This is a genomic window from Sulfitobacter sp. JL08 (assembly GCF_003352045.1).
Classification (GTDB): Bacteria; Pseudomonadota; Alphaproteobacteria; order Rhodobacterales; family Rhodobacteraceae; genus JL08.
On record NZ_CP025815.1, the window covers coordinates 2,111,835 to 2,133,085 of the forward strand.

The window sequence follows — 21,251 nt, forward strand, 5'->3', positions numbered from 1 at the left end:
GGGGAATTCTCATGTTGGAATGTTGCGAGGAGCACAACTAGAATCTCCCTTGGCAAACCAGTCTATTACTTGGGTTGCCAAAGCAGGCACCGGCCTTAAGGGTGCGGAATTAGAAGGAACAGAATTATTTTTCAAAGACCCTCAACTTATTGAGGCTTTAAATCAGCACGGGATGCCAGAACGAGTTGATTTAAATTCATTCGACGCGCTCGTATTTGTAGGAGATACAGCGTCCGTCTTTAACGCTGGGCAGTTACTACAAAGACACAGTGTTTCTGGTTGGCCCTCTGCTGAGCCAATGCTTCGAAAAATTGAACGCACTGGTGGCGTTCCTTTCAGACGTCAGATGTTGTCACAGTCGGCCTATCTAGCGGCATTGTCGCGCATAATAGAAAGTGGTGTTACCTACGAATTAGTTTCTCAAATACGCGTGGTCACCGACATACCCATTTGTATTATTCCGCAACCTTATCCTGGAGCGCAGTTGCTGAAAATCGAAGGAAAAAAAAATCGCGCACTCAAGCGTGTAATCGAAGAACGAGGAGGAGAATATTTATCTGAAATTTTGCGCAATGCGCACGCGAATACATTTTCTAAATTTACTGGGGTTAGTATTTTGTACCAACCTGAGCAAACTATAGAATATGGATGTTTGACAGGAAGAGCTTTTACTCGGAATGCTGTGCGGATTCATACTGATATGAAGCAACCTGCGCGTGACATAATTCATTCAAATCCAACTATGGGCCATTTGGTTTTGGAACAAATTTTGGCGGCGCTGCACATTAATTGAAAATCTTCCTTGGCTTAGGTGTTTAGTCCCGGCATCTGATGGGTCGGGTTCAGGATGAATCGCTCTGGCTACGAAGTCGAGATTTTTCAGATGCATTCGTATGGCGTGAGGCCACCGAATTTGGTGAACGTCCTGCCCCCCATCATAAAATAGAAAGCTTTTGTTGTCGTCTGCTTCTGCACCAGCTTGCCACCATTGGAAAACACCGTGGCTTAAAAGCTTGATGCAAATTCGAAATGGCGGGCCAAATGGGGGACGTTTAAGCATTAACCAATACTAAAATATTGTATTTAAATTATAAATTATGATTGACTGGCGGACCCAAGAGGATTCGAACCTCTGGCCTCTGCCTTCGGAGGGCAGCGCTCTATCCAGCTGAGCTATGGGTCCATGTCGCGGGGTATAGCGTTGCCCCGCACAGCCTGCAATCTTAAAAACCTGTCGGGGCTGTCGCGCGTGAAAGACCTTGCTGCGCACCACGCAGGTGGATGATGCCATTCCTGCCATTTTGGCCATCGCTTCGGGCAGAGTCACGTTCATTTCCGCATCCTGTTCGATATGCGTCGGATCGACGACCGTCACCACGGATTTCGACACGGCAATAATATCGCCCATGCCGCTGTCGGATATATCGCTGAAAACCCCCTGCCAGACGTTTTCGTCCAGCTTTGTCCAGGTAAACTGAATGTCTGCGCCTTGCAGCGCGACCGGATCAAACGGTTCGGGAAAGATGATCGGCCCGACATGGCCGCCAGCCATGTTGGCCTGCAACTGAGTAACCATTTGCGGCGGGCATCCGGTCTGGTCCACAAACTCGACAGCGTTGGCCCATGTGCCGCTTTGCGGCTGGATATCAGCCTGGACAGTCAGGGGAGCAAGCAGGATGAAAGTTGCGGCAAAGATCAGACGTGGCATTGAAAGTGTTCCTTTTCCACCCCGCCTATCACGCCTAGGCAAAAAGATCATGCGCCAGTTCCAGCGCATCCACCAGAACATCGACTTCGGCTGTGGTGTTATAAAGCCCGAAAGACGCGCGGCATGTGGCGGTGACACCCAGATGATCCATCAACGGACCGGCACAGTGATGGCCCGCCCGCACAGCAACGCCCCTTTTGTCCAGCACGGTTGAAATATCGTGTGCATGTGCGGCCCCGTCCAATGTAAAGCTGAAAATCGCAGCCTTATCAACAGATTGCCCCTGAACCTGCAACCAGTTCAGGCCATCCAGACGGGTGCGCGCATAATCACGCAGGGCGTTTTCATGGGCCAGAATATTGTCCATCCCCAGCCCCATCATGTATTCCAGCGCCACGCCAAAGCCGATGGTCTGCACGATACCGGGTGTGCCCGCCTCGAACTTCATCGGGGGATCGTTATAGGTCACCTCTTCCTTGCTGACCTCGCGGATCATGTCGCCGCCGCCGATAAAGGGGCGCATTTCCGCCATCCGTTCCGATTTGATGAAAATCGCGCCCGACCCGGACGGGCCGTAAAGTTTATGCCCGGTAATCGCGTAGAAATCGCAATCCAGATCCTGCACATCCACCGGCATGTGCACCGCCGCCTGTGACCCGTCCACCAGAACCGGAACGCCCTTTGCATGGGCCGCCGCCGTTATGGTTTTCACATCAACCTTGGTGCCCAGCACATTGGAAAGCTGCGTGATTGCAATCAGTTTGGTGCGCGGTGTGATGGCATCGATCACTGCCTGCGGGTCCAGATCGCCGTTGATATCGGTATCGACCCATTTGATTACCACACCCTGACGCTCGCGCAGGAAATGCCATGGCACGATATTCGCATGGTGTTCCATCACGCTCAGAATAATCTCATCGCCCGCCTGCATCCGCGGCATGGCCCAGCCATAAGCCACCAGATTGATGCCTTCGGTGGTGCCGGAATTGAACACGATCTCGTCTTCCGATCTGGCGTTCAGAAAGGTCGCAACAATGCCACGGACCCGTTCATAATGGTCGGTCGCAAGGTTCGAAAGATAATGCAAGCCACGGTGAACATTGGAATATTCATGCGAATAGGCGCGTGTTACCGCATCAATCACCACCTGCGGTTTCTGCGCTGACGCACCATTGTCCAGATAGACCAGCGGTTTGTCGTTCACAGTGCGTGACAGGATCGGAAAATCGGAGCGGATTTTTTCTACATCATACATAGGCGACAGATCCCAATAGTGTGGCCCCGATCAGGGACAAGAAGAAAGACAGGCCAAGCGCAAGGCCCAGCATTGCGGCCACCAGCACCCCTGCCGCGCGCGGCAAAGAGTTGAGATGATGCGCCGTGTTGATGAAATTCACGAGTATCCAGATGCCCCACAGCGCGGCGGCCATCACCACAAAGGCAGCCAGAACCGGGGCAAGGATCAGCAGGACCAGCGTGATCACCTGCAAGGCGACACGCAGCGCCTGCAACCAGATCATCAGAACTAGAATATCACCCAGTTCGCCGGTTCCGCCCAAGGCACGCCCCGTCCAGTAAAGCGCGTGCACCGTCAGAACCAGACCACCGGCAACGATGAACAGGAACACAACCGGGCTTTGAAACGCACCGGGCAAGGGCGATGGCGTCGGCACCAGAATATTTGTCACCATGTAGACAATCGTGTTCAGCACCGCGACCAGCAACAGGGACAGCCACAACATATCGCGCGGCAATTGAAAGGCCATCACCCGCTCTGCGGCCTGCGCAGGGGCGCGCAATGTTTCTATCGCCAGATCGCGCCAGTATGGAACTGTCAGTGTCATGCCCGCTCTGCCTGCCACAATCCGGCCAGCCAGAACCACAGGAAACAGCCCAGCCAGACCAGACCGATGATCTGTTCCTGTGTCCCCGTTCCGATAAAACCGCGCATCAAACCGTGCAACAGCATCAGGGGACTGGTCGCAAGAAAGGCCCAGAACAATGCGATACGGGCACTGTAATAGCTGCCTTTGCCGCCCACCAGTCTAGCCAGCACATGACTGAACCATGCCAGAACATAAAGCAGCAAGGGTGCCACAATAATCCATGCCATCAACGAACCGGCCAGCAACCCGTTCAGTTCCACATCTTCCAAATGCGCCCTGCGTGCCAGATACGGCCACTGCGCGATAAAGGTGATAACACAGGCCGCCATGACAAAGATCAGCGCGCGATCTTCGCGCTGTCCCATGTCCAGCAGGCGCTGCATCACCTTGCGCGGGCCGCGATACGTCGCTGCGATATCGCGCGTGACAGGCATCAGCTTCGGCGGGCCAGCCACGCTTCAAGGCGCGCCAGAATATCTTCGGCCAATGCCTCGTTTTCGATCTCTTCGACCGCTTCTGCCAGAAAGGCCAGCGTCAGCAGATCGGTAGCCTGCTTTTCGTCCACCCCGCGCGAGCGCAGATAAAACAACGCATCCTCGTCAATTGCGCCCGATGTACTGCCATGCGAACACACAACATCATCGGCATAGATCTCAAGCTCGGGTTTGGCCAGAAACTGGCTGTCGCCATCCAGCAGCAAGGATTGGCTGATCTGGTAGCCGTCGGTTTTCTGGGCATGCTGTTTCACCAGAATCTTGCCCTGAAACACACCTGTCGCGCCGTTGCGCAGCACCTTTTTGAACACCTGACGGCTTTCGCAATTCACTGCGTCATGGGTGATGAACACCGTATCATCGTGATGGAAATCACCATCGCCAACGCAGGCACCGGCCACATGGGCCACCGCATCATCACCGGTCAGTTCGATCACGCATTCATTGCGTGTCAGAACGCCGTTTGCCGTCAGCGTAAAGGATTTGAACGTGCTGTTTTCGCCCAGACGCGCGAACATATGCGTCGCCGCACGCCGGTCATGATCGCGCCCCTGCGCGCGCACATGGTGAAAGCCGGCGCCATCGGCAATGTCGATTTCCATCACCTTGTTGAACCGCGCCGCGGCTGGCCCGTTTTCAAGCACCGTGACATCGGCGCCTTTTTCCAGCTTGATCACATGGTGCAGAATGGCATCCGACGTGGTCGACACATGATGATAGATCAGGCTGATCGGGCGCGAAACACGCCCCGTTACATGGATCAGAACACCATCTGTCGCAAAGGCCGTATTCAGCGCCGCCAGCGGGCGGTGCACCGGTGTCTGGCCGTTGGTTTCCAATACACCGTACAAATCTTTGGCCCAGTGGATATCCTTGTCCGCAACGGCGGCAAGGCGTTCGATACTGACCCCTTCCAGCGTCAGATCATCCGATGCGTCGGCATCAAAAACGCCGTCCACAAACACGATCTTCAACCGGTCGATATCGCCAAACACTGGCTTTTCTTCGGGATCGAGTGCCGCGGCATCCGGCGCGTCCACCGCTGTCAGCGTATCTGGGCGGGTGAATTTCCAGTATTCATCGCGCCGCGATGGCAACCCCATGGTTTGAACGCGCGACAATGCTGCCGTGCGCGCTGTCATGCTCCATCCGCCCTGGGGCATCGCAAGCGCGTTCACTCGCGCTTCGGTCGTGGTCTGTTTCAATTCCGGCAGGCCCATTACGCCACCTCTGCCAGAATATCCGTGTAGCCGTTGTTTTCGACTTCAAGCGCCAGTTCAGGTCCACCGGTTTTCACGATGCGGCCATCGGCCATGATATGAACGACATCGGGTTTGATGTGATCCAGCAAACGCTGGTAATGGGTGATCACCAGAAATCCGCGCCCCGCATCGCGCAGCGCGTTGACACCGGATGCCACCAGTTTCATCGCATCGACGTCCAGACCGGAATCCGTTTCGTCAAGAATGCACATTTTCGGTTCCAGCATTGCCATCTGCAGGATTTCATTGCGTTTCTTTTCCCCGCCGGAAAAGCCGACATTAACCGGACGTTTCAGCATATCCGCATCAATCTGAAGTTCCTTGGCCTTGGCACGGATCACCTTGAGGAATTCTGCCGCGCTCATCTCGTCCTGCCCGCGCACCTTGCGCTGGGCATTCACGGCCGTACGCAGGAACGTCATGTTGCCCACACCGGGAATTTCAACAGGGTACTGGAACGCCAGAAACAGCCCCGCCGCCGCGCGCTCTTCCGGTTCCATATCCAGGATATCGGCCCCGTCCAACGTGGCCGACCCGGCTGTCACCTCGTAGCCGTCCTTGCCCGAAAGAACATAAGATAGGGTGGATTTACCCGACCCGTTCGGCCCCATGATGGCATGCACCTTGCCCGCATCCACCGTCAGGTTCACACCTTTCAGGATTTGCTTGTCTTCTTCTTCAAGTTGCACGTGCAGGTCTTTGATTTCTAACATGTCTTGCCTCGTCTAAGTTCATTCACAGCCACAGCGGCCTCAGAAGGGTTTCGTGTAAAACGCAAGGATATCTGTCATATCCCTGCGTGATGAATTGGCGGGGTGCGGCACGCGCTTGCCCGCTCCGGCGCAGCATCCGGAAAAGTCAGGACCGGATTGGTTGATCACCTCGAATCCCATGTCAGCCGTCCTTAAGCACAACGGCGGTGCCCGACGCGCTGACCATCAGCATGGATTGCCCGACAACCTCGTAATCCAGATCAACGCCAACCACCGCGTTCGAGCCCAGTTCACGCGCCCGATCCTGCAATTCGCGCAAGGCGGTGTCGCGCGCATCCTGCAGCTTGCTTTCATAGGCACCAGACCGACCACCGACGATATCAGTGATCGACGCAAAAATATCGCGCACCACGTTGGCACCCATAATCGCCTCGCCCACAACGATGCCCTTGTAGGCTGTGATGCTGTGGCCTTCGACGGAAGGTGTGGTTGTGACGATCATTTGTCTTTTTCCCAGCGGTCAAAGTCGCCCCGCGCGCGCGCGACTTCTATATCGCGCAGTCTCTGAGTTGATCGTTCCGCTTCTTCAAATCGTTTCTGCTCGGCCTCATCATGAACGGCACGTCGTGATGCACCGACAGACCAAAACAGAAAAAAAATCGGTGTCCCAATGGCCCCTATCAGCGTAGGTGCAATGGTCGTAAATCCGAAAATCAAATTCCAGACGGCCTGAAAGAAAAATCCACCCACAACAAAACTAAGCATAGCCATCGAAAATAGGCCCCGCGACAAATAGCTTTGTCCCATTGCACGCGCGTATCTCGCGTTAACCTCTGCACCGCCATTCGGAGATGTCGGCATCGGTTCGTCAGAAAGACCCATCAGCTTTAGGTTCCTTGGCCAGTCACGTCACAAGCACAGTCAGGTACGGATTACCCAACGCTGCCTTCCAGCGAAATCGCAACCAGCTGCTGCGCTTCCATAGCAAATTCCATCGGCAGTGCCTGCAACACGTCCTTGCAAAACCCGTTCACCACCAGCGCCACGGCCTCTTCCTCGTCCATGCCACGGCTGCGGCAGTAAAACAGCTGATCATCATCCACCTTGGATGTGGTCGCCTCGTGCTCCACGCGGGACGAATTGTTCTTCACCTCGATATAGGGCACCGTGTGCGCGCCACAATTTCCGCCGATCAGCAGGCTGTCGCACTGCGTATAATTGCGGCTGTTCTTGGCTTTGGGGTGCATCGACACCAGCCCTCGATAGGTGTTCTGCGCGTGGCCCGCGCTGATCCCCTTGGACACGATCCGGCTTTTGGTGTTCTTGCCCAGATGGATCATCTTGGTGCCGGTGTCGGCCTGCTGGTAATTGTTGGCAATGGCAATCGAATAGAACTCGCCCTGGCTGTCATCGCCCCGCAGGATGCAGGACGGATATTTCCACGTCACCGCAGACCCGGTTTCCACCTGCGTCCACATCACCTTGGCGCGGTCGCCACGGCAATCGGCGCGTTTGGTCACGAAGTTATAGATCCCGCCCTTGCCGTTCTCGTCGCCGGGATACCAGTTCTGCACCGTGGAATATTTCACCTCGGCGTCTTCCTCGATGATGATTTCCACCACGGCGGCGTGCAGTTGCGAAATATCGCGCTGCGGTGCGGTACATCCTTCCAGATAAGACACATAGCTGCCTTTGTCGGCGATGATCAGCGTGCGTTCGAACTGGCCGGTGTTTTCCGCATTGATCCGGAAATAGGTGCTCAGCTCCATCGGGCAGCGCACGCCCGGCGGCACATAGACAAACGATCCGTCCGAAAACACGGCGCTGTTCAGCGTTGCGTAAAAATTGTCCGACACCGGCACCACCGATCCCAGATATTTGCGCACCAGTTCGGGATGGTCCTTGATCGCTTCGGAAATCGAACAGAAAATCACACCCGCTTTTTTCAGCTCATCCTGAAAGGTCGTGCCCAGCGATACGGAATCAAACACCGCGTCAACCGCCACCTTGCGGCCCTCGGCGGGCATGTCCTCGGCGCCCTCGACACCGGCAAGGATCATCTGCTCTTTCAGCGGAATGCCCAGCTTTTCATAGGTCGCAAGCAATTTCGGATCGACCTCGTCCAGAGACTTGGGTTTAACCTCGAAACTTTTGGGGCGCGCGTAATAATACTGGTCCTGAAAGTCGATTTCAGGATAATCGACCATCGCCCAATCGGGCTCTTCCTTGGTCAGCCAGCGTTCATAGGCTTCAAGCCGCCAATCGGTCATCCACTGCGGTTCGCCGTTCTTTTCTGAAATCAGCCGCACGATATCGGGCGTCAGACCTTTGGGCGCGTATTCCATTTCGACATCGGTCGACCAGCCGTATTTGTACTTGCCGCCAACCTCGCGCACCGCATCGACGGTGTCCTGATCCACACCTTCCTTGACGGTTGTGTTGTCCAGTGCTGCCATAATCGATACTCCCGCTTCGGTCACGCCGCCCGGCGCGCATGTTTGTGTCTTTTGTCCAGCCAGGTTTCTGCAAACCTGACAACATCGTCTTCCTGCGTCTCAAGCCCCAGCGACACCCGGATCGCACTGCCCGCAACCTCGTCGCCGTACCCCATCGCCCGCAACACTCGGCTGGCCCGCACCTTGCCGCTGGAACAGGCAGAGCCTGCCGAAACGGCAAATCCGGACAGGTCCATCTGCATCACCTGCGTCTCGCCTTTCCAGCCGGGGGCCGCGAAGCAAGAGGTGTTGGGCAAACGTCCCACGCCTTTCCCGACAAAAATAGTCTTATTTACGCCAGCCTCAAGAGCCTTTTCTAGAATATTTCTAAACTGGCCGATTTTTTCCCACCGCCCCGCCGCTACATCCGCAACCGCAGCCGTTGCCGCCGCGCCAAATCCGGCAATGCCGATGGTGTTTTCCGTCCCGGACCGGCGGCCCATTTCCTGCCCGCCGCCCTTGATCTGGGCTGCAATATCCAGCCCGCGCCGCAACACCAGCGCGCCGACGCCTTTGGGTCCGCCCAGTTTATGCGCCGAGACAATCGCCATATCGACGCCCAGTTCGTCAAACCGCAGCGGCACCTTGCCAAGCGCCTGCGTCAGATCGCATACGGCCAGTCCTGCCGGTATGTCCTGAAGAATGCCGGTCTCCGAGTTGGCCAGTTGCAGCGCGGTCTGCGCCGCATCCGCAACATCCGCTTTTCCCTTTGCGTCAACCGGCAGATCCGGCTTAACCCACGCAAGCACCGCCTCGTGCTCAATTTCGCCGCCATGCAGTCCGCGCCCGGCACAGGCCAGCGCCGCCGCCTCGGTCGCGCTCGACGTGAACACGATATCCGCATCCCCCGCCCCCAGGGCTTGGGCAATCTGTCCGCGCGCGTTTTCGATCAGGGCTTTCGCCGCCCGCCCCTCGGCATGGACCGAAGACGGATTGCCCACCACATCCATCGCCGCACACATCGCCGCCCGCGCCTCGGCGCGCAGCGGCGTTGTCGCATTGTGATCCAGATAGGTGCGCTTCATCGCTTCATTTGTCCAGAAATACTCAAAACCCCGTCGCCCTAATCATCCACAACCGCAAACAGGTTCGGCACCGCCGGACAGGGCGCCAGTTCGTTTTCAATCACGTCCGACAGCCGGGTCTGGTGCAAAAACACATAGACCTGCGCGCTCAATCCTTCCCACAACCTGTTGGTCAGCGACTGTGCGCGGCTGCCCGACAGCGCGCCTGATACCCCTGCCCCCTTGTGCATCGCGTCAACCGTTTCATCCACGGCCGAAAGCACGTCCACAACGCGTATTTCCGATGGAAGTCTCGCCAGCCGATAGCCCCCGCCGGGCCCGCGCACCGATGCCACCAGCCCGGCGCGCCGCAACTTTACGAACAACTGCTCAAGATAGGGCAGCGAAATGTCCTGTCGTTCCGAGATCTCGCCCAAAGTCACCAGCTTGTCGCCCGATGTCAGCGCCAGATCGGCCAGCGCCACCATTGCATAACGCCCTTTGGTCGATAGTTTCATGTTTAACGCCCTCTGGCCTGCAAAAGCCGTCTGAATTCTTGACCTTCCGCGCCGTAGCGCTTAAGTCCCGCAAGCTACCGCATCGCTGCGGTCGAATAGATTAGAACAGTTCTAAGGTGCCTTAGCGATTTCGTCAAGAATTCAGCGCGCCTTGGTGTCATGAACAAGGACGCACATGCCCGAGGTTATTTTTCCCGGACCCGAAGGCCGCCTCGAAGGCCGCTATCACCCGCAAAAAGAAAAAGACGCGCCCATCGCGATCATCCTGCATCCGCACCCGCAATTCGGCGGCACGATGAATCACAAGGTTGTCTACAACCTGCACTACGCGTTTTACAACATGGGCTTTACCGTATTGCGGTTCAATTTCCGCGGTGTCGGTCGCAGCCAGGGCGAATATGATCAGGGCATCGGAGAGTTGAGCGATGCGGCCTCGGCGCTCGATTACCTGCAGTCGATGAACAACAATTCCAAACACTGCTGGGTCGCAGGCTTCAGCTTTGGGGCGTGGATCGGAATGCAGCTTTTGATGCGCCGTCCTGAAATCACCGGTTTCATCAGCGTGTCGCCCCCGGCCAACATGTATGACTTTTCCTTTCTGGCGCCCTGCCCGTCTTCGGGCCTGATCATCAACGGCAGTGCGGATCGCGTCGCCCCGCCCGCCGATACCGTGTCTCTGGTCAACAAGCTGCATGAACAAAAGGGCATCACGATCACCCATCAGGAAATCGAAGGGGCCGGCCATTTCTTTGAACCGCCGCACATGGATACTTTGATTTCCAACACAACCGATTACGTGAAACGCCGCCTGACAGAGACATCGCGCTGATATGTCCCTGACCAATGATATTGCCGACGAGCTGGCGTTGCAGACGATGGAAATTCTGCACGCCACCGGCAAGGATGATGTGATCGCCGAACTGTCCGCGGCGCTTGGCGGCTTTTCCCAGACTCTGGAAGAGGCGTACATGACGGCCATCCGCGTGCGCCGCGCCGAAGAACGCGCCCGTATGATCCTGTCCAAACGCCGGAAAGAAGCGGGCCTGCCGTCAGATGACTGACCGGCTGGACCGACAGTTCGCGTTTCTGAACGAAGCTGACAAACTGAAATCGGTTCTGCGTGGCACCACCCTGAATGACGGGTCGCGCCCGGAAAATTCGGGCGAACACAGCTGGCACATTGCCCTTTACGCCTTGGTTCTGGCCGAACATTCCGATCGCCCCGTCAACGTCGACCGCGTTATCAAAATGTTGCTGGTGCATGACATTGTGGAAATCGATGCGGGCGACAACCCCATTCACGGTGATCATGATCCGCTGGAAATGGAAGTGATCGAACAACAGGCCGCCGAACGTATATTCGGGCTTCTTCCGCCTGATCAGCGCGACAGCTTTCGGGCCTTGTGGGAAGAATTTGAAGCGGCCGAAAGCGATGATGCCATTTTCGCCAAAAGCATTGATCGCGTTCAGCCCGTCAACAGCAACCTGCAAAGCAGCGGCGGCACATGGCGCGATTACAACGTGACGGCCGATCAGCTGCAAACCCGTGTCGGGGCCAAGGTTCAGCGCGGCGCGCCGCGGCTTTGGGCGTGGCTGCAACCGCGACTGGCAGGCTTCTTTGAACCCTCGCCGCACTGACACCGCGACATCTCGTCACCGGTATACATTGGTATACAGTCTTTCCAGCCCGCAAGAAGTGCGTTAGACCGCGCGCAAGTGATTCAACCTACAGCAAAGGGACCGCACCCATGACCAAGATCAAGGTGGACAATCCCGTCGTCGAACTCGACGGCGACGAAATGACCCGCATCATCTGGGATTTCATCAAGAAGAAACTGATCCTGCCTTATCTCGATATCGATCTGAAATACTACGATCTGGGCATTCAGGCACGCGATGAAACCGATGACCAGATCACCGTTGATTCCGCCCATGCCATCCAGAAATACGGCGTTGGCGTCAAATGTGCGACCATCACGCCGGACGAGGCGCGGGTAGAAGAATTCGGCCTGAAACAGATGTGGCGCAGCCCCAACGGCACAATCCGCAACATTCTGGGCGGCGTGATTTTCCGCCAGCCGATCATCTGCCAGAACGTGCCCCGCCTTGTGCCCGGCTGGACCAAACCGATTGTTGTCGGCCGTCATGCCTTTGGCGATCAGTACCGCGCCACCGATTTCAAATTTCCCGGCAAGGGCAAGCTGACGATCAAATTCGTCGGCGATGATGGCAGCGAAATTGAACGCGAAGTGTTCGATGCGCCCGATTCCGGTGTTGTCATGGCGATGTACAATCTGGACAAATCAATCATCGATTTCGCCCGCGCGTCCATGAACTATGGCCTGTCGCTGGGCTGGCCGGTGTACCTGTCGACCAAGAACACCATCCTCAAGCAATATGATGGCCGGTTCCTGGAGCTGTTCCAGAAGGTCTATGAGGAAGAATTCGAAGACAAGTTCAAAAAGGCGGGCATCACCTATGAACACCGCCTGATCGACGACATGGTCGCCTGCGCGATGAAATGGAACGGCGGTTATGTCTGGGCCTGCAAAAACTACGATGGCGACGTCCAGTCCGACACCGTGGCCCAGGGCTTTGGTTCGCTGGGCCTGATGACCTCGGTGCTGATGACACCCGATGGCAAAACCGTCGAGGCCGAAGCCGCCCACGGCACCGTGACGCGCCATTACCGCCAGCACCAGAAAGGCGAGGAAACATCGACCAACTCGATCGCGTCGATCTATGCCTGGACCGGCGGATTGAAGCACCGCGCCAAACTGGATGGCAACGACACATTGATGAACTTTGCCACCACGCTGGAAAAGGTCGTTGTCGACACCGTAGAAAGCGGCGACATGACCAAGGATCTGGCGCTGCTGGTCGGACCCGATCAGAAATGGCTGACCACAATGGGGTTCCTTGAAAAGGTAGATGAAAACCTGAACAAGGCCCTGGCCGGATAAATCCGGATAAAAAAAGCGGGGCCAGCAATGGCCCCGCTCAGGTATCAACTGGAAAAGCCGTCCCACACCCCGGGGGCGGCTTTTTCAATTAATGGGTTCGGTTATGCATCCGGTGGTGCAGCTTCTCGATGATGCCGCTTGCCGTCTTTTCAAACGCGCAAGGGACAAACGCGTGCACCAGCGCGGCGCCGGCCGCTGCAAACAATGCGCCGGAAAATTTCAGCGCAAACAGCATATGCTGAAAAAATGATTCATCTACGCTTTGCGGGTGATCCAAAAATATCCGGTCAAACATGTCGCGCTCCGATCCGTGAGTGGTGCCGACAAATTAGAAAAAACAGCTTGAACATATGTCCCAAATATCGGTTTATTCCGCTTTATCTTGTGATATTTTCCCGCGATAAGGCAATTTATGATGACATTTGATGAAATAGATCGCCGCATACTGCAAGAACTGCAACGCGACACCACACAATCGCTTGATACGCTGGGCGAACGGGTGCACCTGTCGCGCAACGCCTGCTGGCGCCGGATCAAGGCGCTGGAGGATGCAGGCGTCATTGAAAAGCGCGTCGCCTTGCTGTCACCGGAAAAACTGGGGCTGGGGCTTATGGTGTTCCTGCAAATCCGCACCAATTCACACGAACCGAACTGGCTGCGCACGTTTTCGGCAGCGACCCAGTCCATGCCCGAAATTCTGGGCGTCTACCGCATGACCGGCGATCTAGATTATTTGATCCGCGCGCGGGTTGCGGATATGGCGGGGTATGACCGGCTGTACCAGAACCTGATCCGGCGCGTCCCCCTGTCGGATGTGTCGGCCAGTTTCGTAATGGAACAGATCAAGGACACCACCGAATTACCGCTTTAGGGAGGCATCATGCCCGTTCACTATCTTTATCTGTTCATCGCGGTGATTGCCGAAACAATCGGGACAACCGCGTTGCAGGCCAGCGCCCAGTTTTCGCGGTTCTGGCCGTCGGTCATTGTGGTGATCGCCTATGCGCTGTCCTTCTATCTGATGGCAGTGACGCTGAAATACATGCCTGTGGGCATCGTCTATGCGATCTGGTCGGGTCTGGGCATCGTGTCCATTGCGCTGATTGCCTTTATCGTCTTTGGCCAGCGGCTTGACCTGCCTGCCATACTGGGCCTGTCGATGATTATCGGCGGGATTGTCGTGATCCATGTGTTTTCGGGCACCACCACGCACTAGCGCTGGCGCGCCACGTCACAGGGCCATTCCGCTTTTTCCCCTAGCATTCTGCACCGCAGCGATGTATGCGCGCGACAACTCCGAAAAAAGGTAGAGACAATGGACCTGCGAAATATCGCAATCATCGCGCACGTTGACCATGGCAAGACCACGCTGGTGGATGAATTGCTCAAACAATCCGGTGCGTTCCGCGAAAACCAGTCGGTGGCCGAACGCGCCATGGACAGCAACGATCTGGAACGCGAACGCGGTATCACCATTCTGGCCAAAGCCACGTCTTTGGAATGGAAAGGCATGCGCATCAATATCGTCGACACGCCCGGCCATGCCGATTTCGGCGGCGAGGTCGAACGCATCCTGTCGATGGTGGATGGCGTTGTGTTGCTGGTGGATGCCGCCGAAGGTCCGATGCCGCAAACCAAATTCGTGACCTCCAAGGCGCTGGCACTGGGCCTGCGCCCGATTGTGGTTCTGAACAAGGTCGACAAACCCGATGCCGAACCCGATCGCGCGCTGGACGAATGTTTTGACCTGTTCGCCAATCTGGGTGCCGATGACGATCAGCTTGATTTCCCGTCCATGTATGCCTCGGGCCGCTCAGGCTGGGCAGATATGGAACTGGACGGTCCCCGCAAGAATCTGGATGCGCTGTTTGATCTGATCGTGAAACACGTCCCCGCGCCCAAACAGATCGAACGAATGGATGAACCGTTCACCATGCTGGCGACAACCCTTGGATCGGACCCGTTTATCGGCCGTATCCTGACGGGCCGCGTGGAATCCGGCACGCTCAAGGCGGGTGAAACCGTCAAGGCGCTGTCACGCGACGGCATGTTGATCGAAAACTTCCGCGCGACAAAAATTCTTGCCTTCCGCGGTCTGGGCCAGCAGGCAATTGATCGCGCCGAAGCAGGCGATATCGTGTCCATCGCGGGCATGTCCAAGGCCACCGTGGCCGACAGCATTGTCGCGCCTTCGGTCACCACCGCCCTGCCCGCGCAACCGATTGATCCGCCTACCATCACGGTGACCTTTGGTATCAACGATTCGCCGCTCGCGGGCCGTGACGGCAAAAAAGTACAAAGCCGCGTGATCCGCGACCGCCTGATGAAAGAAGCAGAATCCAACGTTGCCATCAAGATCAGCGACACACCGGGCGGCGAAGCCTTTGAAGTCGCCGGACGCGGCGAATTGCAAATGGGCGTTCTGATCGAAAACATGCGCCGTGAAGGGTTCGAACTGTCGATTTCGCGCCCGCAGGTTCTGTTTCAGACCAGCGAAAGCGGCGAACGTCTTGAACCCATCGAAGAAGTCACGATTGACGTGGATGACGAATATTCCGGTGCGGTGATCGAAAAGATCACCGGTACCCGCAAGGGCGAACTGACCGAAATGAAACCGGCCGGTGCGGGCAAAACCCGCATCATCGCCATGGTGCCGTCTCGCGGGCTGATCGGGTATCACGGCGAATTCCTGACAGATACGCGCGGCACCGGCGTGCTGAACCGCGTCTTTCACGGCTGGGCGCCACACAAGGGGCCAATACCGGGCCGCCGGGCCGGTGTGCTGATTTCCATGGAAAGCGGTCAGTCGGTGGCCTATGCCCTGTGGAACCTTGAAGATCGCGGGCGCATGTTCATCGGCGCGCAGGCCGACATCTACGAAGGCATGATCATCGGGGAACACAGCCGTGAAAACGATCTGGAAGTGAACCCGCTGAAAGGCAAGAAACTGACCAACGTGCGGGCATCGGGCACGGACGAGGCCGTGCGCCTGACCACCCCGATCACCATGTCGCTGGAACAGGCGATTGCCTATATCGACGACGATGAACTGGTCGAAGTCACGCCGAACGCGATCCGTCTGCGTAAACGCTTTCTGGATCCGCATGAACGCAAGCGGATGTCCAAAGCGGGCTGATCTATCTGGGGCGCGGCTTTGGTCGCGCCCTTATTCGTTGGTTTCCACGATCATCAATTCGCGTTCAGACGCGCCAAGCGCATGGCTTAACGCTCGCTGGTACGTCACTGAATTATAACATTCTTCCGCTGCCTCGACAGACGGAAACCGCGCCACAACATTGCGCGGACGCGCCTGCCCTTCCAACTGAACGAACCGCCCGCCACGCGCAATGAATTTGCCGCCATGTTGGGCAATCGCCTCGGTCGCCAAAGCGGCGTATTTGCTATACGCCTCTTCATCGGTCACCGTCACATGTGCGATCCAGAGTGCTGGCATCTTATCCCTCCAATACAGCAATTGCAGCCGCAATGGCCGCCTTGGCGTTGGCCGCATCGGGCCCACCGCCCTGCGCCATGTCAGCGCGCCCGCCGCCACCTTTCCCGCCCAACTCTGCCACGGCAGCCTTAACCAGATCAACGGCGGAAATGCGCGACACCAGATCATCGGTCACTCCGGCAGCGACAGCCGCCTTGCCCCCCGCATCGGCGATCAGCAGGACCGCACCGCTGCCCAGCCGGGATTTGTGTTCATCAATCAGCGCCGGAAGATCCTTGCCCGTGACGCCCGAAAGCACCTGAGAAATGAACTCTATCCCATTGACTTTATTTGGTTCTGTGCCATCTACAGCTCCACCGCCAGCCATTGCCAGCTCGCGGCGCAATTGCGCCACTTCGTTGGCCAGTGCCTTGCGTTCGTCCATCAAGGCCCGTACCCGCGCGGGCACATCTTCGGCCTGCGCTTTCAATTCCTGCGCAAGCGCGTTGACCCGGCGGTCTTGCGCGCTCAGATGGCGCAACGCATCCGCGCCGGTCAGGGCTTCGATCCGGCGCACGCCCGCACTTGATGCACTGTCGCCCAGCAAGGCAAAGACCCCGATGTCGCCCGTCTGGCGCACATGGGTGCCGCCGCACAATTCCAGCGAATAGGTCTGCCCGTCGCTGCCCTTGCCCGACCCGTCGTGCCGGCCCATCGAAACAACCCGTACTTCGTCGCCGTATTTTTCACCAAACAATGCCTGCGCCCCCAGTCCGCGCGCGTCATCCGGGGTCATGATCCGCGTTTCCACGGGCGCGTTCTGACGGATATAGGCATTCACGTCCTCTTCAACCTTGGCCAGTTCTTCGGCTGTCAGGGCTGCATTGTGGCTGAAATCAAACCGCAAACGATCCGCCGCGTTCAGCGATCCGCGCTGTGATACGTGATCGCCCAGCGTTTCGCGCAGCGCCTCGTGCAGAAGGTGGGTGGCCGAATGGTTCGCGCGGATGGCGGTGCGGCGGGCATGATCGACAATCAGCATCGCCGCCTTTCCCTGTGCCATTTCGCCTTCGATCACCTTGCCGAAATGTACAAAAACCCCGGCCGTCTTGCGCGTGTCGGTCACTTCGGCCACGCCGGTATCGGTCCGGATCAGGCCGGTATCCCCGACCTGCCCGCCGCTTTCGGCATAAAACGGCGTCTGGTTCAGCGCAATCTGCACCGCCCCCCCTTTGCCAACCTTTTTCGCAATGGCCCCGTCAACCACCAGCGCCACAATCTGGCCTTCGGCAGTTTCGGTATCGTAGCCCAGAAAATCGGTCGTGCCATGTTCGTCGGCCACCTCGAACCAGATCGTCGCATCCGCCGCCTCGCCCGAGCCGGACCATGCGGCCCGCGCCTTGGCCTTTTGTTCGGCCATGGCAGCATCAAATCCGTCCTTGTCCACCGCGCGCCCCTTTTCACGCAGCGCATCCTGCGTCAGGTCCAGCGGAAACCCGTAAGTGTCATAGAGCTTGAACGCCGCCGCGCCGGGCAGGTTCTGTCCTTCGGGCAGATCGGCCAGTTCCTCATCCAGCAGCTTCAGCCCGCGATCCAGCGTCGTCTTGAACCGGGTTTCTTCCAGCTTCAGCGTTTCGGTGATCAGCGCCTGCGCCTGCCCCAGTTCGGGATAGGCCGCCCCCATCTTGCGCACCAGCGCGGGTACCAGCTGATACATGATCGGGTCTTTCGCACCCAGCAGATGCGCATGGCGCATGGCGCGCCGCATGATCCGGCGCAACACGTAGCCACGCCCGTCATTGGACGGCATCACCCCGTCCGCAATCAGAAACGAGGTTGAGCGAAGATGATCCGCAATCACGCGGTGATGCGTACGCCCGGGCCCGTCAGGATCGGTGCTGGACGCATCTGCACTGGCCTCGATCAGGCTGCGCATAAGATCGGTGGCATAATTGTCGTTTGTGCCCTGCAACAGCGCCGCAACCCGTTCGATGCCCATGCCGGTATCTATCGACTGGTTGGGCAGATCGGTGCGCGATCCGTCGGCAAACTGTTCATATTGCATGAAGACAAGGTTCCAGATCTCGACAAACCGGTCGCCGTCTTCTTCCGGGCTGCCCGGCGGGCCGCCCCAGATGTGATCCCCGTGATCATAAAAGATTTCCGAACACGGGCCGCAGGGACCGGTCGGGCCCATCATCCAGAAATTGTCATCCGTGGCGATACGGATGATCTTGTCATCGCTCAATCCGCCAACCTTTTTCCACAGGTCTGCCGCCTCGTCATCCGTGTGATAGACGGTAACGGTCAGCTTGTCCTTGGGGATGCCCAGTTCCTTTGTCACCATCTCCCACGCATAGGGGATCGCTTCGGATTTGAAATAATCGCCAAAGCTGAAATTTCCCAGCATTTCAAAGAACGTGTGATGGCGCGCCGTATAGCCGACATTGTCCAGATCGTTGTGTTTACCGCCGGCGCGCACACATTTCTGTGCTGTCGTCGCGCGGGTGTAATCGCGGTGTTCCAGCCCGGTGAACAGGTTCTTGAACTGCACCATGCCGGAATTTGCGAACATCAGCGTCGGATCATTGCGCGGCACCAGCGGGCTGCTGTCGACCACCTTGTGCCCCTGTCTTTGGAAATAAGACAGAAATGTCGATCTGATATCGTTGACGGTTTGCATGGACGGCACCCCTTTTGGGCGAAGAATTTCGGTTTCCGTCAAATAACCGCCCACCTGCGTGCTGTCCACAGGTCACTGACCCAAGACGCAAAAACAGGGCACACTGTCCGCGCGCCCTGTTTTGATGTGTTTTCTGTGCGGGCGCGAATATGCGCCGCAACGCGTTCGATCTTCAGGCTTCCAGTATATCCTCGTCCGCCGCGTCCGCCCCTTCGGGCATGTCGAAATCAAGCCCGTGCGACGCCCGTATCTTGTCTTCGATCGCGAACGCGATCTTGGGGTTGTCGCGCAGGAACTGTTTTGCGTTCTCGCGCCCCTGTCCGATCCGTTCATCGCCATAGCTGAACCACGAACCCGATTTATCAACCACACCGGCCGCCGCGCCAAGATCCAGCAATTCGCCGTTCTTGGAAATGCCTTCGCCATACATGATGTCGAATTCGACCTGTTTGAACGGGGCGGCAACCTTGTTTTTCACGACTTTGACGCGCGTGGCGTTGCCCACAACCTCGTCCCGGTCCTTGACCGCGCCAATGCGGCGGATATCCAGACGGACCGAGGAATAGAATTTGAGCGCGTTGCCCCCCGATGTGGTTTCGGGGCTGCCGAACATCACGCCGATTTTCATCCGGATCTGGTTGATGAAAATCACCATGCAGTTGCTGCGGCTGATCGATCCGGTCAGTTTGCGCATGGCCTGGCTCATCAGACGGGCCTGCACGCCAACGCTGCTGTCGCCCATGTCGCCTTCCAGTTCCGATTTCGGCGTCAGCGCCGCAACCGAATCCACGACCACCATGTTCACCGCGCCCGACCGCACCAGCGTGTCTGTGATTTCAAGCGCCTGCTCGCCGGTGTCAGGCTGCGAGATCAGCAACTCGTCGATATCCACGCCCAGTTTCTTGGCATATTGCGGATCAAGCGCATGTTCCGCATCGACAAAGGCGCAAACACCGCCCTTTTTTTGCTGTTCTGCCACGCAATGCAGTGTCAGCGTCGTCTTGCCAGAGCTTTCGGGCCCGTAAATCTCGATGATACGGCCCATCGGCAATCCACCGATTCCCAGCGCAATGTCCAAACCCAGAGAGCCGGTCGAACTGGCCTTGATGTCCTGTATCGCGCCTTCCGCGCCCAGTTTCATGATCGAGCCCTTGCCGAACTGCCGTTCGATCTGCGCCAGTGCGCTGTCCAGCGCTTTCTGCTTGTCCGCGTTTTTCTTGCTGTCCATTGTCAAAAGATCTGCCGTTGCCATAATTGTTCATTCCCTTACTGTCACACCCGCGCGCGGGCGGCAATGCTGTCGATGTTCGCCTCTTGTTCTTTATGGGACCAAAAAGAGAACATTTCAATCAAATTTTTCCTGCGCCTACTGTTTGCACCAAGAGTTAAAGAGTGGTTTACAAATGGCAGCACATCTGTGGGCAATCCAAGGGATAAACCTAAATGCTTGTTTTTTATAAGGAACGTCTGGTGTTTTTGTCGGTGCCGAAAACCGGAACCACCGCATATCAGACGGCGCTGGCCCCGCATGCCGACATTGTGGTGTCCGATCCACCGATTCTGAAACATGCGCCGGTCTATCGCTACAACCGTTTTTTTCGCCCCATGTTCGAAAAAGCCTGCAACGTCGAGATGGAATTGCTGGCGGTGATGCGCGAACCGGTCAGCTGGCTGGGCAGCTGGTACCGCTACCGCCAGCGCCCGTTCATGAAAGGCAACCCCAATGCAACCTTCGATCTGAGTTTTGACGACTTTGTCCAAGGCTATATCAAAGGGCGCAAACCCGCATACGCCGATGTCGGCAGTCAGGCGAAATTTCTGGAACCGCATCCCAGTGGCTGCCACGTCACCCATTTGTTCCGTTACGAAGATCAATCCGGCCTGCGCGCCTTTCTGGAAGACCGTCTTGATCTTTCGATCAGTCTGGGGGCGGAAAACGTATCGCCCAAATTGCCGCTGGATTTGTCGCCAGACACCCGCGCGGCCCTGCTGCGCAAATGCAGTCAGGAGTTCGATCTTTACAACAGCATCCCGGTGCGCGGCGACCCCGACGACATATGAACCGGCACCGCGCGGCCCATACACCGGACAT

General features: G+C 57.2%; 24 protein-coding genes and 1 tRNA gene. 10 read left to right on the top strand and 15 right to left on the bottom strand.

What is annotated here, in order from left to right; all coding sequences use genetic code 11:
* Positions 1 to 49 precede the first annotated feature (49 nt).
* Positions 50 to 793: a hypothetical protein gene (locus C1J05_RS21400; protein ID WP_162797990.1), complete on the top strand. Its 744-nt coding sequence runs from the start codon at positions 50 to 52 to the stop codon at positions 791 to 793.
* Between the two features lie 313 nt (positions 794 to 1,106).
* Here C1J05_RS21400 and C1J05_RS10430 read toward each other — a convergent pair.
* Positions 1,107 to 1,183: transfer RNA gene (locus C1J05_RS10430), tRNA-Arg, on the bottom strand.
* A 168-nt stretch (positions 1,184 to 1,351) separates the two neighbouring features.
* On the opposite strand from C1J05_RS10430, the gene C1J05_RS10435 reads away from it, so the two are divergent.
* Positions 1,352 to 1,711: a hypothetical protein gene (locus C1J05_RS10435; RefSeq protein WP_114870198.1), complete on the top strand. Its 360-nt coding sequence runs from the start codon at positions 1,352 to 1,354 to the stop codon at positions 1,709 to 1,711.
* 31 nt (positions 1,712 to 1,742) lie between these two features.
* On the opposite strand, the gene C1J05_RS10440 is transcribed toward C1J05_RS10435, so the two are convergent.
* The 10 genes from C1J05_RS10440 to C1J05_RS10485 all read right to left on the bottom strand — a co-directional run bounded on the left by C1J05_RS10440 (position 1,743) and on the right by C1J05_RS10485 (position 10,080).
* A complete protein-coding gene (locus C1J05_RS10440) occupies positions 1,743 to 2,963 on the bottom strand; it encodes a cysteine desulfurase (protein ID WP_114870199.1) in 1,221 nt (406 codons plus the stop codon).
* A complete protein-coding gene (locus tag C1J05_RS10445; RefSeq protein WP_114870200.1) occupies positions 2,956 to 3,552 on the bottom strand; it encodes a Yip1 family protein in 597 nt (198 codons plus the stop codon). The genes C1J05_RS10440 and C1J05_RS10445 overlap by 8 nt, the downstream gene beginning before the upstream one ends.
* Positions 3,549 to 4,028, bottom strand: a complete 480-nt coding sequence (locus C1J05_RS10450; RefSeq protein ID WP_114872258.1) for a YIP1 family protein — start codon at positions 4,026 to 4,028, stop codon at positions 3,549 to 3,551. Before C1J05_RS10450 ends, C1J05_RS10445 begins: the two co-directional genes overlap by 4 nt.
* Positions 4,028 to 5,308: a Fe-S cluster assembly protein SufD gene (gene sufD / locus C1J05_RS10455; protein ID WP_114870201.1), complete on the bottom strand. Its 1,281-nt coding sequence runs from the start codon at positions 5,306 to 5,308 to the stop codon at positions 4,028 to 4,030. Before sufD ends, C1J05_RS10450 begins: the two co-directional genes overlap by 1 nt.
* Positions 5,308 to 6,063 carry a Fe-S cluster assembly ATPase SufC gene (sufC, locus tag C1J05_RS10460; RefSeq protein ID WP_114870202.1) on the bottom strand — a complete coding sequence of 252 codons (756 nt, stop codon included), beginning with the start codon at positions 6,061 to 6,063 and terminating at the stop codon, positions 5,308 to 5,310. The genes sufD and sufC overlap by 1 nt, the downstream gene beginning before the upstream one ends.
* 181 nt (positions 6,064 to 6,244) lie before the next feature.
* Complete coding sequence (locus C1J05_RS10465; RefSeq protein ID WP_114870203.1) at positions 6,245 to 6,565, bottom strand: heavy metal-binding domain-containing protein; 321 nt, start codon at positions 6,563 to 6,565, stop codon at positions 6,245 to 6,247.
* Positions 6,562 to 6,945: a hypothetical protein gene (locus C1J05_RS10470; RefSeq protein ID WP_162797992.1), complete on the bottom strand. Its 384-nt coding sequence runs from the start codon at positions 6,943 to 6,945 to the stop codon at positions 6,562 to 6,564. The genes C1J05_RS10465 and C1J05_RS10470 overlap by 4 nt, the downstream gene beginning before the upstream one ends.
* A 50-nt stretch (positions 6,946 to 6,995) precedes the next feature.
* Positions 6,996 to 8,519 carry a Fe-S cluster assembly protein SufB gene (sufB, locus tag C1J05_RS10475; protein ID WP_114870205.1) on the bottom strand — a complete coding sequence of 508 codons (1,524 nt, stop codon included), beginning with the start codon at positions 8,517 to 8,519 and terminating at the stop codon, positions 6,996 to 6,998.
* A gap of 20 nt (positions 8,520 to 8,539) precedes the next feature.
* On the bottom strand, positions 8,540 to 9,583 hold the full coding sequence (locus tag C1J05_RS10480; protein WP_114870206.1) for a cysteine desulfurase family protein: 1,044 nt from the start codon (positions 9,581 to 9,583) through the stop codon (positions 8,540 to 8,542).
* 38 nt (positions 9,584 to 9,621) lie between these two features.
* Positions 9,622 to 10,080, bottom strand: a complete 459-nt coding sequence (locus C1J05_RS10485) for an Rrf2 family transcriptional regulator (RefSeq protein WP_114870207.1) — start codon at positions 10,078 to 10,080, stop codon at positions 9,622 to 9,624.
* Positions 10,081 to 10,255: 175 nt separating this feature from the next.
* Here C1J05_RS10485 and C1J05_RS10490 point away from each other — a divergent pair, with 175 nt between their 5' ends.
* From C1J05_RS10490 to C1J05_RS10505, 4 genes are all read left to right on the top strand, one after another.
* Complete coding sequence (locus C1J05_RS10490) at positions 10,256 to 10,909, top strand: alpha/beta hydrolase (RefSeq protein ID WP_114870208.1); 654 nt, start codon at positions 10,256 to 10,258, stop codon at positions 10,907 to 10,909.
* A gap of 1 nt (position 10,910) precedes the next feature.
* Complete coding sequence (locus C1J05_RS10495; protein ID WP_114870209.1) at positions 10,911 to 11,141, top strand: hypothetical protein; 231 nt, start codon at positions 10,911 to 10,913, stop codon at positions 11,139 to 11,141.
* Complete coding sequence (locus tag C1J05_RS10500) at positions 11,134 to 11,718, top strand: HD domain-containing protein (RefSeq protein WP_114870210.1); 585 nt, start codon at positions 11,134 to 11,136, stop codon at positions 11,716 to 11,718. The genes C1J05_RS10495 and C1J05_RS10500 overlap by 8 nt, the downstream gene beginning before the upstream one ends.
* A 110-nt stretch (positions 11,719 to 11,828) precedes the next feature.
* Entirely contained in the window at positions 11,829 to 13,043 is a 1,215-nt protein-coding gene (locus tag C1J05_RS10505) for an NADP-dependent isocitrate dehydrogenase (protein ID WP_114870211.1), read from the top strand.
* An 88-nt stretch (positions 13,044 to 13,131) separates the two neighbouring features.
* Here the strand turns inward: C1J05_RS10505 and C1J05_RS10510 are convergent, their stop codons facing one another.
* On the bottom strand, positions 13,132 to 13,320 hold the full coding sequence (locus C1J05_RS10510) for a DUF6356 family protein (protein WP_368073739.1): 189 nt from the start codon (positions 13,318 to 13,320) through the stop codon (positions 13,132 to 13,134).
* A gap of 138 nt (positions 13,321 to 13,458) precedes the next feature.
* On the opposite strand from C1J05_RS10510, the gene C1J05_RS10515 reads away from it, so the two are divergent.
* The 3 genes from C1J05_RS10515 to typA all read left to right on the top strand — a co-directional run bounded on the left by C1J05_RS10515 (position 13,459) and on the right by typA (position 16,179).
* Complete coding sequence (locus C1J05_RS10515) at positions 13,459 to 13,914, top strand: Lrp/AsnC family transcriptional regulator (RefSeq protein WP_433989063.1); 456 nt, start codon at positions 13,459 to 13,461, stop codon at positions 13,912 to 13,914.
* Positions 13,915 to 13,923: 9 nt separating this feature from the next.
* Positions 13,924 to 14,259, top strand: coding sequence for a DMT family transporter (locus tag C1J05_RS10520; RefSeq protein ID WP_114870214.1), 336 nt, complete (start codon positions 13,924 to 13,926; stop codon positions 14,257 to 14,259).
* 99 nt (positions 14,260 to 14,358) lie between these two features.
* Positions 14,359 to 16,179 (top strand): translational GTPase TypA, encoded by a 1,821-nt coding sequence (typA, locus tag C1J05_RS10525; protein ID WP_114870215.1) that lies wholly within the window; start codon positions 14,359 to 14,361, stop codon positions 16,177 to 16,179.
* Positions 16,180 to 16,209: 30 nt separating this feature from the next.
* On the opposite strand, the gene C1J05_RS10530 is transcribed toward typA, so the two are convergent.
* The 3 genes from C1J05_RS10530 to recA all read right to left on the bottom strand — a co-directional run bounded on the left by C1J05_RS10530 (position 16,210) and on the right by recA (position 20,411).
* Positions 16,210 to 16,497 (bottom strand): DUF1330 domain-containing protein, encoded by a 288-nt coding sequence (locus C1J05_RS10530; protein WP_114870216.1) that lies wholly within the window; start codon positions 16,495 to 16,497, stop codon positions 16,210 to 16,212.
* Between the two features lies 1 nt (position 16,498).
* Positions 16,499 to 19,159: an alanine--tRNA ligase gene (gene alaS, locus C1J05_RS10535; protein WP_114872259.1), complete on the bottom strand. Its 2,661-nt coding sequence runs from the start codon at positions 19,157 to 19,159 to the stop codon at positions 16,499 to 16,501.
* Between the two features lie 172 nt (positions 19,160 to 19,331).
* Positions 19,332 to 20,411, bottom strand: a complete 1,080-nt coding sequence (recA, locus tag C1J05_RS10540; protein ID WP_114870217.1) for a recombinase RecA — start codon at positions 20,409 to 20,411, stop codon at positions 19,332 to 19,334.
* Between the two features lie 191 nt (positions 20,412 to 20,602).
* On the opposite strand from recA, the gene C1J05_RS10545 reads away from it, so the two are divergent.
* A complete protein-coding gene (locus C1J05_RS10545) occupies positions 20,603 to 21,220 on the top strand; it encodes a gamma-glutamyl kinase (protein WP_114870218.1) in 618 nt (205 codons plus the stop codon).
* Positions 21,221 to 21,251: the final 31 nt, after the last annotated feature.

Coding starts and splice junctions, on each gene's coding strand:
- C1J05_RS10435 (WP_114870198.1), top strand. CDS start 1,352: ATGCGTCGGATCGACGACCGTCACCACGGATTTCGACACGGCAATAAT.
- C1J05_RS10440 (WP_114870199.1), bottom strand. CDS start 2,963: ATGTATGATGTAGAAAAAATCCGCTCCGATTTTCCGATCCTGTCACGC.
- C1J05_RS10445 (WP_114870200.1), bottom strand. CDS start 3,552: ATGACACTGACAGTTCCATACTGGCGCGATCTGGCGATAGAAACATTG.
- C1J05_RS10450 (WP_114872258.1), bottom strand. CDS start 4,028: ATGCCTGTCACGCGCGATATCGCAGCGACGTATCGCGGCCCGCGCAAG.
- sufD (WP_114870201.1), bottom strand. CDS start 5,308: ATGGGCCTGCCGGAATTGAAACAGACCACGACCGAAGCGCGAGTGAAC.
- sufC (WP_114870202.1), bottom strand. CDS start 6,063: ATGTTAGAAATCAAAGACCTGCACGTGCAACTTGAAGAAGAAGACAAG.
- C1J05_RS10465 (WP_114870203.1), bottom strand. CDS start 6,565: ATGATCGTCACAACCACACCTTCCGTCGAAGGCCACAGCATCACAGCC.
- C1J05_RS10470 (WP_162797992.1), bottom strand. CDS start 6,945: ATGGGTCTTTCTGACGAACCGATGCCGACATCTCCGAATGGCGGTGCA.
- sufB (WP_114870205.1), bottom strand. CDS start 8,519: ATGGCAGCACTGGACAACACAACCGTCAAGGAAGGTGTGGATCAGGAC.
- C1J05_RS10480 (WP_114870206.1), bottom strand. CDS start 9,583: ATGAAGCGCACCTATCTGGATCACAATGCGACAACGCCGCTGCGCGCC.
- C1J05_RS10485 (WP_114870207.1), bottom strand. CDS start 10,080: ATGAAACTATCGACCAAAGGGCGTTATGCAATGGTGGCGCTGGCCGAT.
- C1J05_RS10490 (WP_114870208.1), top strand. CDS start 10,256: ATGCCCGAGGTTATTTTTCCCGGACCCGAAGGCCGCCTCGAAGGCCGC.
- C1J05_RS10495 (WP_114870209.1), top strand. CDS start 10,911: ATGTCCCTGACCAATGATATTGCCGACGAGCTGGCGTTGCAGACGATG.
- C1J05_RS10500 (WP_114870210.1), top strand. CDS start 11,134: ATGACTGACCGGCTGGACCGACAGTTCGCGTTTCTGAACGAAGCTGAC.
- C1J05_RS10505 (WP_114870211.1), top strand. CDS start 11,829: ATGACCAAGATCAAGGTGGACAATCCCGTCGTCGAACTCGACGGCGAC.
- C1J05_RS10515 (WP_433989063.1), top strand. CDS start 13,459: ATGACATTTGATGAAATAGATCGCCGCATACTGCAAGAACTGCAACGC.
- C1J05_RS10520 (WP_114870214.1), top strand. CDS start 13,924: ATGCCCGTTCACTATCTTTATCTGTTCATCGCGGTGATTGCCGAAACA.
- typA (WP_114870215.1), top strand. CDS start 14,359: ATGGACCTGCGAAATATCGCAATCATCGCGCACGTTGACCATGGCAAG.
- C1J05_RS10530 (WP_114870216.1), bottom strand. CDS start 16,497: ATGCCAGCACTCTGGATCGCACATGTGACGGTGACCGATGAAGAGGCG.
- alaS (WP_114872259.1), bottom strand. CDS start 19,159: ATGCAAACCGTCAACGATATCAGATCGACATTTCTGTCTTATTTCCAA.
- recA (WP_114870217.1), bottom strand. CDS start 20,411: ATGGCAACGGCAGATCTTTTGACAATGGACAGCAAGAAAAACGCGGAC.
- C1J05_RS10545 (WP_114870218.1), top strand. CDS start 20,603: ATGCTTGTTTTTTATAAGGAACGTCTGGTGTTTTTGTCGGTGCCGAAA.